The 15,303-nt window shown below is 37.5% G+C and carries 12 protein-coding genes and 2 pseudogenes; 11 read left to right on the forward strand and 3 right to left on the reverse strand.

All coding sequences use genetic code 11. From position 1 onward, the window contains the following. Nucleotides 1-117 precede the first annotated feature (117 nt). From QFZ73_RS11615 to QFZ73_RS11640, 6 genes are all read left to right on the forward strand, one after another. Entirely contained in the window at nucleotides 118-2,181 is a 2,064-nt protein-coding gene (locus QFZ73_RS11615) for an MFS transporter (protein WP_307266086.1), read from the forward strand. Between the two features lie 10 nt (nucleotides 2,182-2,191). Beyond that, nucleotides 2,192-3,046: an ABC transporter ATP-binding protein gene (locus tag QFZ73_RS11620; protein WP_307266089.1), complete on the forward strand. Its 855-nt coding sequence runs from the start codon at nucleotides 2,192-2,194 to the stop codon at nucleotides 3,044-3,046. Between the two features lie 2 nt (nucleotides 3,047-3,048). Beyond that, a complete protein-coding gene (locus tag QFZ73_RS11625; protein ID WP_307266092.1) occupies nucleotides 3,049-3,699 on the forward strand; it encodes a hypothetical protein in 651 nt (216 codons plus the stop codon). A gap of 1,084 nt (nucleotides 3,700-4,783) precedes the next feature. Further along, on the forward strand, nucleotides 4,784-4,912 hold the full coding sequence (locus tag QFZ73_RS11630) for a hypothetical protein (protein ID WP_307266094.1): 129 nt from the start codon (nucleotides 4,784-4,786) through the stop codon (nucleotides 4,910-4,912). A gap of 175 nt (nucleotides 4,913-5,087) precedes the next feature. After that, nucleotides 5,088-5,636 (forward strand): hypothetical protein, encoded by a 549-nt coding sequence (locus tag QFZ73_RS11635; RefSeq protein WP_307266097.1) that lies wholly within the window; start codon nucleotides 5,088-5,090, stop codon nucleotides 5,634-5,636. Further along, on the forward strand, nucleotides 5,627-6,196 hold the full coding sequence (locus QFZ73_RS11640) for a hypothetical protein (RefSeq protein ID WP_307266100.1): 570 nt from the start codon (nucleotides 5,627-5,629) through the stop codon (nucleotides 6,194-6,196). Before QFZ73_RS11635 ends, QFZ73_RS11640 begins: the two co-directional genes overlap by 10 nt. 819 nt (nucleotides 6,197-7,015) lie before the next feature. On the opposite strand, the gene QFZ73_RS11645 is transcribed toward QFZ73_RS11640, so the two are convergent. Beyond that, nucleotides 7,016-8,284 carry a dicarboxylate/amino acid:cation symporter gene (locus QFZ73_RS11645; RefSeq protein ID WP_307266104.1) on the reverse strand — a complete coding sequence of 423 codons (1,269 nt, stop codon included), beginning with the start codon at nucleotides 8,282-8,284 and terminating at the stop codon, nucleotides 7,016-7,018. A 157-nt stretch (nucleotides 8,285-8,441) separates the two neighbouring features. Between QFZ73_RS11645 and QFZ73_RS11650 the strand changes: the two genes are divergently transcribed. The 4 genes and pseudogenes from QFZ73_RS11650 to QFZ73_RS11665 all read left to right on the forward strand — a co-directional run bounded on the left by QFZ73_RS11650 (nucleotide 8,442) and on the right by QFZ73_RS11665 (nucleotide 12,073). Then, complete coding sequence (locus tag QFZ73_RS11650; RefSeq protein ID WP_307266107.1) at nucleotides 8,442-9,248, forward strand: alpha/beta fold hydrolase; 807 nt, start codon at nucleotides 8,442-8,444, stop codon at nucleotides 9,246-9,248. Nucleotides 9,249-9,531: 283 nt separating this feature from the next. Further along, nucleotides 9,532-10,288 (forward strand): annotated as a pseudogene (locus QFZ73_RS11655) (threonine/serine exporter family protein). A 16-nt stretch (nucleotides 10,289-10,304) separates the two neighbouring features. Further along, a complete protein-coding gene (locus QFZ73_RS11660) occupies nucleotides 10,305-10,754 on the forward strand; it encodes a threonine/serine exporter family protein (RefSeq protein ID WP_307266112.1) in 450 nt (149 codons plus the stop codon). Between the two features lie 158 nt (nucleotides 10,755-10,912). Further along, nucleotides 10,913-12,073 (forward strand): annotated as a pseudogene (locus QFZ73_RS11665) (IS3 family transposase). A gap of 85 nt (nucleotides 12,074-12,158) precedes the next feature. On the opposite strand, the gene QFZ73_RS11670 reads toward QFZ73_RS11665, so the two are convergent. After that, on the reverse strand, nucleotides 12,159-13,697 hold the full coding sequence (locus tag QFZ73_RS11670) for a solute symporter family protein (RefSeq protein WP_251427195.1): 1,539 nt from the start codon (nucleotides 13,695-13,697) through the stop codon (nucleotides 12,159-12,161). Between the two features lie 13 nt (nucleotides 13,698-13,710). After that, nucleotides 13,711-14,049 (reverse strand): DUF485 domain-containing protein, encoded by a 339-nt coding sequence (locus tag QFZ73_RS11675; RefSeq protein WP_251427192.1) that lies wholly within the window; start codon nucleotides 14,047-14,049, stop codon nucleotides 13,711-13,713. Nucleotides 14,050-14,333: 284 nt separating this feature from the next. On the opposite strand from QFZ73_RS11675, the gene QFZ73_RS11680 reads away from it, so the two are divergent. Further along, nucleotides 14,334-15,302, forward strand: a complete 969-nt coding sequence (locus tag QFZ73_RS11680; RefSeq protein WP_307266121.1) for an efflux RND transporter periplasmic adaptor subunit — start codon at nucleotides 14,334-14,336, stop codon at nucleotides 15,300-15,302. The last annotated feature ends 1 nt before the right edge of the window (nucleotide 15,303 follow it).

Raw genomic sequence — 15,303 nt, forward strand, 5'->3', positions numbered from 1 at the left:
ACTATACTTTATATCAAAAAAAGTACCAAATATATACATTTCATTTACTTATTTTTCAATATATGTTTTAATTGTACATTGTCTCTTTGTTTAACTAGTTTGAAAGGGTGAAAGACATTGAAACTTATAAATTGTTATACATTTTATCTTAGAATATTAGCCCGTACAGGGGTTGTTCCTATATTATTCTTAGGTATTCTTATTTACGGATCATTTACATTTTTCGTTTATAGCTCATTAAATGATCCTTACATATTAAGTGCTAATCCTCTCATTTTAGCTCTCATGATTTGCTATTTATTTATTGGTATATATTTAGCTAAAATTGATGAAAAAGAAGAAATTTATGAAACTTTTAGCATTATAAAGAATGCAGTCTTATATAAGACACTTGCAAAATGGTTACTCATTCTTAGTTCAGTAGTGTTAATTACGGTATTGTTCTTTGGTGTTTATCTGTACTTATTTTTCACAAAAGATTTTAACAATAAAACGTATTTCTTATCGGTGTTAAAATATATTTGGTTATATTGGGGATTGTCCTCTTTCATAATGTTCTTGTTAGGAAATTTATTATCTCTTTGGATAAGAGGAAAGTTCGTTTATTTGGTAGCACTTACTATCTACGTTTTCACGATGCCTTTGAATTACGTTGTGTTTAATACAGAAGGAGAGGTCCCTTCCAAATTTAGAATTGATAAAATTCTAAACTTAGGAGAACCTAACATAACAAGAGGATATAACAGTTTATACGGTTTCTCATTAGATACCATTCATTGGGATAAGAAGCTGTTAATCATTTCATTGTTAGCAATTCTATTCTTATTAACATGGAAGAAGAGAAAGATAATATCTAAATCACAATTGAAATATTCTATAATACCTATGCTAGTTATCTTAGTAGGTTCCGTTGCGTATGTACTACAGCCACTTCAGGTTCTTTCCGATGATGACGATGCAACAAATCGATATTATAGAGAACATAAGATATCAGTAAATGATTCATTTGGGAATCCTATTAGTTTAAAAAAATACGATATTGAGTTAAGTACTAAAGCTAATCTCAATGTTTCAGTTAAAATACAAGCAATTAGCACAGCTACAAAAGATATTAAACAAATTAAACTTGGCTTATTCCATGAGTTACATATTCATCAAGTAAAGATGGATGGGAAAGAGATTAAATTTAAACAAAAAAATGACTCGGTCACTTTATATTTTGAAGACAATACTTGGAAACCTAATGACAATAGAATACTAGAATTTAACTATGAAGGATTACGATCTAATCTCTACTTTGGAAATTCTCAAGCTGTTTATCTACCAAATTATATGCCTTGGTTACCAAGCGAAAATTCCCTTCCAGCTTTTGAGATTATAACGAAATACCATTTCATACACCGAGTACCTCATCAACCTAACGACAAGAAAGAATATCATCTTAAGGTAAAAGGTGCAAAAGAATTATATACAAATTTAACAAAAACAGAAGAAGGAACTTGGGAGGGAACTTCCACCGATGGTATCTCTTTATTATCTGGGCAATTATCATCTAAGATTGATAATAATGTGACATATATCTTCCCTAATACTTGGGAATCACAATTTGAGCATACAGATAGCATTTACAACTATCTAAACGATGTTACAAAGGTGATGAAAACTACATTAAAGGATGATCATCTCACTGTTCCTCGCACCATTTATTTTGTTCCAAATCAAAACATAAGTGATGGTATGCCAGGAGAAGGAACTTGGTGGAATAATGACCATTTAATTTGGGGATTCAGTCATATAGAATATCCTTTTGATCCATTCTTTACAGTGAATCATTTAGGAGACTTTACTCCTCAGTTAGTATTAGCAAAAACTAAAGTATCATCTCATAAAGAAGATTTTGAATTTAATATTTTATTCTCAAATGTATATGGGAGAGCTCTAAATAATACCCTTCAACTTCCTAATGAGGGCGTAGAGTCTTATTTAGATCATATTAGTAATGCAATAGTAGGAAATCAAACTAAACAAAAAGTAAAAGAGCAAGTCAACGTATGGCTAAAAAACAAGGATTCATTAAATCCTGAAAGCTCAGTATATAAAGAATGGTATTCTTTAATTCAACATCCAACTACTCAAAAATGGAATGAATTATACGACATTCTAGAAGAAAATTCAAACTGAGGAGAACATTATGGAACGCATTTGCTTAAAAGAAGTCAATAAATCTTATCAAAATAAACAGATTCTGAAAAACCTAACATTTGATATCCAAGGTTCATTTGGACTACTAGGACCAAATGGTGCCGGTAAAACTACATTAATGAGAATTTTGACAACTTTAGTGCCAGCTGATGGTGGAGAAATTAAGATGAATGACGAACTTTCGTGGAATGATCAAAATGTAGTTCGTTCTTATATCGGTTATTTACCTCAACATTTCTCTTTATATAAAAATGTAACAGTAGTGGAGTGCTTACTCCACTTAGCTGTCCTAAAGGGTATTGAAAAATCAAAAGCAAAAAAAGAGATAGATTCACTCCTTAAAGAAGTGAATCTACAAGAGCATAAGAAAAAGAAAATTAAGCAACTCTCCGGAGGAATGCTTAGACGTGTCGGAATTGCTCAAGCTTTACTTGGAAATCCTCGCCTATTAATTGTTGATGAGCCTACTGTAGGACTAGACATCGAAGAACGTGTGCGTTTTCGAAATTTATTAAGAAAATTAGGGAGAAATCGAACTATATTAATCTCTACTCATATAGTTGAAGATGTAGAAATGACATGTGACTATATCGGAATCTTAAAACAGGGAGAAATCATCTTTACAGGAAAAAAAGAAGACTTAAAGGCAATAGTTAAAGGAAAAATTAGGGAAGATCTTCTAACTATGGAAGAGGCAGATTCTATTCAGAATCAAGTAATTTCTCTTAAGCAACAAGAGGATAAGTGCCTTGTACGCTACTTTATAGAAGAACAGGAGGAACAAATGGAAGTTTCCCCTACTATTGAAGATGCTTACTTGTATCTCACTAGGAGAGGGGAATAACAGTGAACTCTGCTAAAAAGTTAGATTTGCAGTTTGAAATTAAATCTATGGGTGTATCTTTTTATGCGCCTTTATTTGTTATCTTATTGGGGATTATCTACGTTAACTTCTCTTCAAGTGTAGATGTGATTAGACACACGTCAAATATAATTGAATTTGTTATTTGTCCCTTTGCAGCATGGTGGTCTATGTATTTATTCTTCGATTATTATGAAGATCGAGCATCTGAGGTACTCTTTAGCTATCCACTATCATCGTTCTTTCACGGGATCATAAGAGTAACAAGCTTTTTTATTTTCTTTCTAATAGGGTTCTTTATACTTCTCGTTACTATTACATTAAAGCATCCAGATATTTCTATAATGGATATATCCATTATATATATACCCCAAACTATATTATATAGTTACTTAGGTTTCACTCTTATGGTGTTGTCTAGAAATATCATTTTCCCTTTACTACTTATAGTAGGGTATATAGCAATGAAGTATTGGACAATGGGAAGTAATCTATTCCCAGTATATAATGTCATGTCTTTCTCCTTTAATTTGAAAGTATCTTCCCAAATAACTAGCTTATCTATACAAAATATTGTGATAGGTATCATTCTAGCTACTATAGGACATGTAACCCTTTCTAAACGTAAGATATAAGTTCTCACCTTAGAATATATGTAAAAAAGAACGAACTCTTTAATACCAAAAGGTTCGTTCTTTTTCTATAGGTTTGAACTTTGAATTTCCTCCCTTAAAACGACGACCAACGAAGCCCGTAAGAATTAAATAAGAAATATTCTACAAAAATCAAATCTTTCCCCATTAAAGAAGTATTATTATAACAATTTAAAAACCTACATCATAACCATAATAAAACTAATACATATTTCCTGACTATAAAATAGCCTCAAAGGCTATAGACCAGTCTAATCCTGCTTTTCAAAACTTGTGGAAAATATAGTAGTGATTTTCCAAAAATTTCTATTCCCCCTGAAAATTATACTAAAAATAAATTTTAACTTAGTAATGGAACGAATTCTTGCCTTGCTCATTAAACGTTGAACACGCTTAGACTTTGGGGAAACCTTTGGTTAATAAGCTTTCATGAATCTTTGGAGCCCCATACCGTCCCTTGCTTTCCAAGTAAATGAGATGAATTTCCTTCGTTAGTTCTTTATTTTCCTGTTCGCGATTTGATACCACTATTTGAAGGGACTGATAATGGCTGCTTCTTGGGATTTCTAATATTTCACACATCTTCTGTACGGGATATTGTTTCTTGTGTTCCTCAATAAATTCGGTAAGATCTGTCTCGGTTACTTTTACGCGAATATGGCCATAGCCTTTTTTAAGACTGTATGGCTGCTAATTCCTTTGAAGTCATGGAATCTTCCTCTAAACCGATAGGAGTAAATTCATTAACCCATTTATAAATGGTAACTTCTGATACACCATATTCATTGCTTAATTCTTTGACCGAATTACCCGATAAGTTAAAAAGTAAAAATTTGCTTCGTGATAGAATGAAAAAGCATGATCGTTATTACTTTTTGTTTTATTACATTAATTAGAACAAGAAAAATTGGGTTTTGCATTGAAGAATTGAAAACTTCAAAGAGTAAAAACAAACGTGTAATATGTGGGATAATTTGTTATATTATAAGTTTATAAAAATAATAAAAAGAGGAAGAAAAGGAAAAATACTTATAAAGTAGAACTATTTTAAAAAGGAGTGGACTTTATGAAATCTAAAGATTTAGTGGAGACTATAAAATTATTGTCTTTATTAATTATGGCAGTAAGTACGGCAATAATAGCGTACAGAATTGATGATATTATCGATATATTAGTATTATTAGTAAATAAATAAAGACTTGATTTACTCTTTTAGTTAGCCAAACATTGGCTAACTTTTTTATATGTATTTTATTGTTAGTATTTCTATAAGAATAAAGAAATATGTGGAACTATGTATTATTTTACATTATTATGGTAGTAAAGGTTATTTTTGGATTTTATTAGAAATTAAAGGGGAAATGAATTTTATGAAGTTTAACAGTACAATTTATAAAAGGTTAATTGTTATTGTAGTTACCTTAGCTTTGTTTGGCTTTTTAGATTTATCGAAAGCCTATGGAGAAGTAAATGATCTAGTTGTTTTAGATCAAGAATTATCTAATGAAGCTGTTAATTCAGAGGTTAAGACAGAATGGGTACAACAAAATGATAAAAATAATCAAAATGCAAATTCTAAATTAAAAGCTCAGACAGAAGGTCACACAAAAGTTCAGTCAAAACTTATTCATAATAATGGAAAGCCACTTAACAATAACTTATTAGAAGATGCAGGTAATAATCACTTGTATGCTGTCTATCAAACTGAGTTAGATGGGAAAGTTTATGAAAAATACTATTTTACAGATATTGGTGGAGATCATATTCTCAACAATGAGGAACTTGCTGATATAAAAGAAGATGTGTTAGAAAACACAAAGAAAATTAAAGCTGATTCTAAAGGTTTTATTAAGAAATTAGTAGAAGATAATACAGCACAGTCAGCAGATCCCTATGATTCATTGAAACAATGGCAGTAGTAGCTGAACCATCTGGAGGATATTACAGAACATATTCTTGGAAATTCTATCACCCAGTTACTGGTCTTCAAGCAGGTACATATACCTCTACATTACATTTTGATAGAAAATCTTCTTCAGCAAATGTTGATGGAAAGAAAGCTTCTGTATGGGATATCGCTTCATTTAATCAATTCGAAGTAAAATATTACAGAATTAATCAATTAATAACACGTAATGATGTTAATTATGCTGCTCAAAAGATTATATCTTATGGACCTTATGATGATGCAGGCTATACTGTAGGAGTAGATCTTTCTGGACTAGTTTCAGGTAATGCTTGGACATTTTCAGTAGGTGCAGTAATTACAAATAATGTATCATCTATTGCTAATAAGTATGGTAAATGGACATGGACACATACTTCGAGTTATATGCAGAATCCATTCGTAACAAAGCCAGGTTTGCGTGTAACTAATACATCAGGAAATTTAGCAATTAAAACTAGTCATTCACTTCATGCAAGTTATGGAGCGACTCATAGTACTGGTGTTGTCACAACATATATTCCTGATAGATAAGTGTTAAAGATTTAGCATTTTTGTAATTGGTTAAAAATATATTATTTATGAGTAACAGGGTGTTGTTAATCTAATAATGAGATTGACACACTCTTTTTTTTAAATCGAGTCTGTTGAAATGTGATTTTAAAATAGAATTAAATTATGAGGTAGTTATAGGTGCTTTTGTGTGGAAGATTGTCCAGGGGAAATCGGATTAATCTGTTTTCAAGTGTCGATTCTCCCTGAAAAATCTGAAAAAGAGGATACATCCAAGCCTGTGAAGATCCAAGCAGCAGAAAAGCCAAAGAAAAGAGCCAAAAGCTCCAAAAGTAACTGAGAATTTTCTGGAACTGAAAGTAATCGTGTTTCCAGAAGTATTTTTAAACTCGCACCCGAACACTGAAAAAACGCAGCAAGTCATCAACTATGTGAAACAGACCGGCCATAAAGGATCGCAGCAGGTAAGCATTTCATTAACATTCAATTCCCTCCTTCAATCTTTAATTCTATGTAAGGGGAAGGAACCCCTTGTCAATTAAAGAACTGTTTGAAAGAAAGTCGCGAAAATGAAAAAACTGACTCTTGTTTTACTACATTTTTTTTAGCGTTTATACGATTTGAACGTTGATTTCCACTCCAGGCACTCGCTTTCCGCGGGCGGTCCGGGAGCCTCCTCGGCGCCCATGCGCCTGCGGGGTCTCCCTTGGACGCGCTTTTCCCGCAGGAGTCTCGCACCTTCCGTTCCAATCAACTTTGTTTAAAATTTAGATAGAACTCCTTTTGTCTACAAACTGAACTGGCTCCTGTTTTAACCAGGAGCCAGTTCATGTTATAGAATCATACGGCCGAATCTTCTTTAACGAATACTTGTTTTAACCAGTTTTTTCCCTCAACAAGCCTTGTGACAAGCATGGCACAAACCGTGTTTCCTGTTGAGTTAAGCAGTGTAGCGGGAGCATCGATGATCGTGGATATAACGGCAATGATCGGCAGGACTTCAACAGGGAAGCCGAATACACTAAGAATCAACATTTCCCCAATCATGCCGCCTCCAGGAATGGCACCCATAACAGCTCCAACCAAAAAGGCAACAGCAAGTATACTTAAAATGCTTGAAATGCTTGTCATATCCTTTCCAAATAAACTGAATAGGAAAACGATTTTCAATACCCCGCCGAATACCGAACCATCTTTATGAGTGTTGGCTCCGAGTGGGATGACAGTCTCCGCTATATCTTTAGGCACGCCCATTTTCTTGACTGATTCCAGATTGACCGGAATGGATGCGGCACTGGAACAAGTTGCGATGGCTGTAATGGATGGTGTCAGGGCATTTTTCCAAAATACTTTAACTCCATCTTTCCCGCCTGCGATAAAGGCATACAAAGTGAAGAAGCCGAAATAATAAATCAATGCCAAGATTAGATAAAGGATGAAAGTGCGAGCATAGCCTTCTAAAATCTGTGGCCCAAGCTGCCCGATAATCGCCGCGAAATAAGCACCAAGTCCAATTGGGGCATAGTACATGACGATTTTGATGACCTTCATCATGACAGCTGTACCCGCTGTCAAAAACTCAGTAATCGGTCTTGCTTTATCACCGACCAGCGCAGTGGAAAGTCCGATTAATACTGAGAAAACGATAAGCTGAAGCATATTGCTTTTGGAGAACAGTTCTGGAAAGTCGGACACGGTTACTGTGTTGACCAGTTGACTGAAGAAAGAAACTTCTTCGATGGTCTCTTCAGAGGAACTGTTTTCCATCAGTTCTTTAATGGCTGTCGTATCTGTGCCTTCCAAGGGATTGACGATGGTTGTCCCAATAAATCCAATGACGGCAGCTAAAGCGGCTGTTATCAGGAAAACGAGAACGATACTTCCCATGATTTTTCCGAAACGCTTCATTCCGCTCATATTGGCAATCGCTGAAGCAATGCTGAAAAATACCAATGGCACGATGATCATAAACATCAGATTTAAGAATAAGTCCCCTAGCGGCTGTATGACCGAGGTTTTCTCCCCGAAAACCACGCCCGCTATCCCACCGATAATAATGGCAGTGAGCAGTATTAAAGAGGATCGATAGTTTTTGATAAAGCTCTTCATTAAAATTCCGTCCTTTCAGGATGAAGAAAATATACTTCATTATCAACTCTAAAATGAGGTTTGACAATATTTATTTATAGTAAGGAATGTTAGAAGAAGAAATGCAATAAATAATAATAGGGAATGGGTTGTGAAGATATCGTGAAGGAGGGGTAGAATGGCATTTGTTGAGGTGGAAGAAGGCGTTCGGTTGTTTTATGAAGAAAAGGGCCAGGGGAGACCGATTATTTTTATCCATGGTGTGTGGATGAGCAGCCGGTTCTTTAGAAGGCAGCTTCCATACTTTTCAGAAAAATATAGAACGATCTTACTTGATTTAAGAAGCCATGGCCAGTCAAATCATGTACATTACGGAAACACGGTCTCCGTTTATGCAAAAGATCTTCATGCATTCATAGGTGAACTGGGATTAAGGGATGTCATACTTGTAGGTTGGTCGATGGGGGCATTTGTCGTCTGGGATTATCTTAAGCAATTCGGTGAGGGAAATATTCATTCAACTGTGATTGTGGATGAATTGGCCTCTGATTTTAAGTGGCCCGATTTTAATATCGGTGCATTTGATATGGACACCTTGATTGACTTCATGACTGAAATTCAAACGAATCGAGCCCCATTTTTGGAAAGCTTCCTTGCTTCCATGTTCAACAATGAATTGTCTGCAGAGGATGCAAGCTGGATGTTTGGGGAAGTGACCAAAATGCCGGAATCCATTGCTAGCAGTATTCTATTTGACCAATCGATTGTGGACTATCGTGAATTCTTGCCAGAAATCAATATCCCGACACTTCTCTGTTTTGGAAGGCATGAAAAAGTCATTCCTGTAGCTGCAGGGGAACATTTGCATAAAAACATTCCGAATTCCAAACTAGTAATCTTTGAAGATAGTTGCCATTGTCCATTTATGGAAGAAAGCGATTTGTTTAATGAAACAGTGGATGGCTTTATTCAAAAGGGAGTATAGCCGTACAGGATATGAAAAAGGGGATGCAGGGTTCGTGCCCGCACTCCTTTTCTTTATGGTTATAAATGAATTTTTCTACTAACTAAACGGTTTCGGCAAGAAATAAAGGGAATACTGGTACTATGGAAGTCAGTCGTGCAGGTTAATGGAATCGATAAATTAAATAGGTAATATTTTTATATCCTTTTCACGGGAATTGGGCTATTATGAGGTGGATTTAAATTGGTAGGATCGTTATCTGTTATTGAGAGAAACTCATGCAGAAAGTGATGGAGAGGATAAAATGGATGATCAGTTACCATACAATGAAATTATAGATGTATGTTTACTTGCGGGAAAAATCATGCTTCAGAACGGAGCGGAAACTTCGCGGGTGGAAGATACGATGGGTAGAATCGCTGCAGCGTTTGGGTGCGGTGAATCACACAGTTTTTCGACCCCTACAGGAATTATTTTTTCGCTGGATGGTATGCACCCAGCTTCAAAATTGATTCGAGTTTCCCAACGATCTACAGATTTACATAAGGTGACGCTGGTTAACAGTATATCCCGAAGCATTTCCAGCAAGGAAATGACACCGGAGGAAGCATATTTACGGTTAAAACAAATCGAAAAGGCCGGGATGGGGTATCCCATGTGGGTACAGGTCTTTGCTGCTTTTATAGCAAGGCGGCTGCTTTTTAATCATGTTCCAAGGACAGTGGAATGATTTCATCTGGTCCTGTATAGCTGGAGGAATGGGATTCACTTGCCTTCTTTATTTGCACTGGTTACTGGAAGTTCGTTTTTTTGCTGAATTCATCGCCTCTTTAGTCGTAGGTTTAGTAGCTATGTTCTTTGTCCAGATTGGAGTTGGAAGTCATTTGGACACGATAATCATTGGAGCGGTGATGCCGCTTGTGCCAGGGCTGTTAATTACGAATGCTGCCAGGGATTTAATTGCAGGACATTTGGTTTCGGGTCTATCCAAGGGTGCGGATGCAGGTTTGACTGCTTTAGCCATTGGGGCAGGAATATCGGCTGCGTTTGTTTTCTTATGATTTTAGGGGAGGAAGAATGATGATTGCACATCTTATTACAAGTTTCATTGCCTCAGCCGCCTTTGGAGTCATCTTCAATATACCAAAAAATTCATTATTTCAATGTGGTTTCGTAGGGATGTTGGGGTGGATCTTATACTTTTTTCTGGTTGAAAATGAGGTAAACAGCATCATTGCAACATTAGCGGCTGCATTTATCGTAGCGGTTATCAGCCAGTATTTTGCCAAAAGGTATAAAACGCCGATCACGATTTTCAATGTATCGGGAATCATCCCTCTCGTGCCTGGAGGTTTGTCGTATGATGCGATGAAGCATTTTGTCGGAAATGATTTTTATGTCGCCGTTCAATTGGCCGCCAAGGTCTTCATGCTGGCTGGTGCCATTGCGATGGGGCTGATCTTTGCAGAAGTCATGAACCAGTTAGTAAATAAATACAATAGAAGGAAGTTAAGATTGAGAAGTTAGCGGGATTATTTTCAATCTTCCTGATATCTATGTTTCTAAATAAAGAGAAAGGAGAGCAGGCCGAACCCTGATCTGGTATTATCCCCTACAGGTAGACAGAGTAAAAAGAGAGCATGATAAAATGCTCTTAAACAGTCTATCTTGGAGGGGATTTTTCTATGGCAAAAAAGGGGCAAACCTTTCAAACATATACAGAAGAATTAAAGCGAGAAGTTGTTCGTTTGAAGTTGGAGGAAGGCTGGTCATATCGTCAGCTTCGTGAGCGATTTGATATCAAAAGTGATGCGCAAATAGCGAATTGGGTAAAGAAAGTGCAAAATAATGAGCCTTTTGAAGACCAACGTGGTGTATGGAACCGTAAGAATTTTTCTAGTGTAGAAGAAGAAAATGCTTATCTGAAAGCGCAGGTGGACTATTTAAAAAAGCGCAATCCAAATCTACATGGGAAGGAATGGTCCTGAAAGCCGAAAGGTTAAAAGTGATTGATGGATTGAGGAAAACACACCCACTCGCGTGGCTATTAAAAATCGGTGAAGTTTCAAGAGCTGGTTACTACAAATGGAGGAAAGACTCAGTCTAGACGTTCTCTGAGACTTGAGAAAAACCTATGGATAAAAGAACATATATTAGCCATCCATAAGATACATCCATACTACGGATATAAACGGATGACCCGAGCTTTATTCAGAGAGGGAATCGTTGTCAATCATAAGCGTGTTCGCCGATTGATGAGAGAATTGGGGGTTACATCTATTATTCGAAAGAAACGCCCTTTCTATGGTCGAAGAGGATCCGTTGTATTTAAAAATGTTTTAAACCGTGAGTTCTATGCAGAGTCCATGTTACAAAAGTTAGTAACAGATATAACCTATGTACGGATTGGAGACACGTTTTTCTACCTATCTGCCGTTTTAGATTTGTATAATAATGAAATTGTGGCATGGGAAGTTTCTACGCGAAACGATCTTGAATTGGTTCATAATACGTTAAATCAGTTAAGGGACAAGTCATTTGAAAAGGGTGCCCTTCTTCACTCTGATCAAGGATTCCAATATACGACGAAATCATACGAAAAGCAGGTAAAAGAACTCGGTATTCAAGGAAGCCACTCTCGTCGTGGCAATTGTCATGATAACGCGTGTATAGAAAGTTTCTTCTCGCATATAAAAACAGAGAAGTTATATTTGGAACGCCCAAAAACAGCAGAGGAAGCTTATGTAGTTAATCAGGAGTATATAGAATTCTATAATACTGATCGCTTCCAAGAAAAATTTAACGGCCTTTCCCCGATTGAATATCGAGAAAAGGCCGCAGCTTAAAATACTCTTTTTTTATTGTCTACTTGACAGGGTTATGTGCAATCTCCTTTCTCTTTTTATATTTTAAAATGATAATGAATCCAGCTTATATGGGATCTTTCATTCCAGTGTTAGCAGTAACCAAAATTTCGTCGAATTTTTTGGCATCAGCTTTCTTGCTTGATAGAAGTGTTCCGACGATGGCTGCGATAAAACCAATCGGGATGGAGATGATGCCTGGATTGGCAAGCGGGAATAATGGCTCCCCAACGAATATTGCCGCTCCCTCTACCGGTGACCAGACATTGGGACTTAGGAACACAAGCAATAAAGAACTGACCAGTCCAACTATCATGCCCGTGACAGCCCCAGCCGTGTTAAAGCGTTTCCAGAATACCGTGAAGACAATGATGGGCAGATTGGCACTGGCAGCGACGGCAAAGGCAAGTGAAACAAGGAAGGCGACATTCATGTTTTGGGCAAATAAGGCAAGGATGATGGAGAGGACGGATACTCCGATGGATGCCCAACGAGCAGCGACGACTTGTTCCTTGTCAGTGGCTTGACCTTTCCGGATGATGTGGCCATAGAAGTCATGGGCAAAAGCAGATGCTGCCGATAGAACGAGACCTGCTACAACCGCTAAAATGGTAGCGAAAGCAACTGCAGAGACAAAGGCGAACAGGAAGTCACCGCCAATGGCTTCGGCAAGCAGCGGAGCAGCCATATTGCCGGCCGCATTCGCGGCTATGATTTTGTCGTATCCAACAAAGGCTGCCGCTCCAAATCCGAGGAAAATGGTCATTATATAAAAGATGCCAATGATCCAAGTGGCATATACAACGGACTTTCGGGCCGTGATGGCGTCTTTCACCGTAAAGAAACGGATGAGAATGTGAGGAAGTCCAGCTGTACCGAGTACAAGCGCTAAATTAAGGGATAAAGTATCCAAAGGATCCTTGAATTTGTTACCTGGGTTCAGGAAATCCCCGCCCAAAGGAGTGGCTGTTTTCATCTGCTTGAACATCTCGATCACGCTAAAGTCGAATTTCGACAATACGATGATGGAGATGATGAATGTACCTGCCATCAATAAAATGGCTTTTACGATTTGGACCCAACTGGTGGCCGTCATACCGCCGAATACGACGTAGACGGTCATTAAAATACCTACAATGATGACGGAGTATAGATAATCAATTCCAAGTAAGAGTTTTATAAGGGCACCTGCACCGACTAATTGGGCAATCATGTAAAAGGTTGAAATGGAAATGGTGTTAAGGGCAGCGACCCCGCGTACTTTCTTTTCATTAAAACGGGCAGCGATCATGTCCGCCAATGTATACTTGCCAAGGTTACGGAGCGGTTCGGCCACGATATAAAGAACGACCAGATAAGCAACCAGAAAACCTATGCTATAGAAAAAACCATCAAATCCAGAGAGTGCGACCATGCCGGCAATCCCCAAAAAAGAGGCGGCAGACATATAATCACCCGCAATGGCCCAGCCATTCTGCCAGCCGGTCAGGCTGCTGTCCGCGGTATAAAAGTCCGCGGTCGTTTTGGTGCGCCGTGAAGCAAAGTAGGTAATGACCAAAGTTAGCCCGACAATGATTAGAAATAATATAAAAGCAAGTATATTCATGGTAAATTCACCTTTATCCTTTCGCTTCTTTAACGATTTTTTCAACTAACCGGTCAAATTTTGCAGCTTTTTTGGAATAGAGGATGCATAATGTCCAGGTCATGATAAATTGAGCGAAGGCAAAAACCCAGGCCCAGCTGATTGCCCCGAAAGCATAGGAGTTAAGAACTTTAGAATAGGAAGTTAGTATGGGTAAGGTGAAATAAAAGACCATGAAAAAGATGGAAAGCGGGACGATGAAATTGCGTTTTTTCCTTAGGAGTTCTTGAAATGATTGTGATTGGACGATCTTGGTGTAGTCCGTGGAAGCGCTTACCTTGGTTTCCTTAGCGATTGAATCGTTTGATGCCAAGTTGGTTCCCCCTTCATTACTATTGGTTTGGTTTTCATTACCAATTTTTCTGATAACAGTATCAGTATATATTTTTCAGAATATATTGTAAATTCAAAAACCTAAAATAAAACTTTTTTCGCTCGATATAGTGTTAATTATTTAAGAGAGAAATGGGTGAAAAGCAAAAGTAAAGGGAGACATCAACGAACGACTATGAAATCAAAACCGACGACCATTAAGGAAAAGTTAAGCTTCTTTCACGATACTGGTTTCAACGAAGGAAATCTGAAAGGAGAAAAATGATGAAAAAGTTGATAATGATAGGTACGGTTTTAGTGCTGGCGATTGGGGGATGCGTTTGGTTTTTCATGAAGGACAATGCTGAGCCTGTAATTGCAAAGTCGGTGACGGCTACAGTTGAAAAGGGAGACCTTGAAGTTCAAATAAGCGGTTCCGGATCGGTCGCCGCAATCAATAGTGAGGACGTCACTTCCTCTGTAACGGATGAAGTGGATGAAGTCCTTGTAGCGAAGAATGAATTGGTTGAGAAAGGTGATGAACTCATTACCTTCACGGATGGAAGTGATCCGATAACGGCCCCATTCGATGGTACCGTGACAACATTGGATGTAGAAGAAGGGGATCGTGTATCAAGCAGTGAAGTGGTGGCACATGTTACCGATTATAAAAAATTGAAAACCACGATCAGTGTTGATGAATTGGATGTTCCAAGTGTTAAAAAAGGACAAACAGTTGAAATTAAAGCCAGTGCTTTTGAAGATGAAACGTTTACGGGGAAAGTGACTAGTGTAGCAAAGGAAGGTACATATGAGAATGGCGTTTCTTCGTTCGATGTCACAATCAAAATTGACAAACCCGGCGATATAAAAATTGGGATGTCGACTGAAGTGAGCATTTTGACGAATAGTGTAAAAGATGCTTTATATGTTCCGATTGAAGCAGTCCAAATTGACGGTGAAGAGAAATATGTGAATATACAACAATCCGGTACAACTGAAGGAACTGCTAGTACAAAGACGCCGGTTGAGACTGGGATCAGCAACGATAAATATATTGAAATAACTTCGGGTCTTGAAGAGGGCCAGTTTGTTTCCTTGCCTATTACCATCAATGAAAGCTCCACTGGCAGTGGCGGCGATGGAATGAAGGGAGGCCAAGTAGGCGAAATAAGAATGCAGAGTGGCAGCGGAATGCCGAGCGGCGGGATGCCAAACAGTGGCGGGATGCCAAGCGGCAAGGGAGGTCAATAAA

Source organism: Peribacillus sp. V2I11, assembly GCF_030817135.1.
Taxonomy (GTDB): domain Bacteria; phylum Bacillota; class Bacilli; order Bacillales; family DSM-1321; genus Peribacillus; species Peribacillus simplex.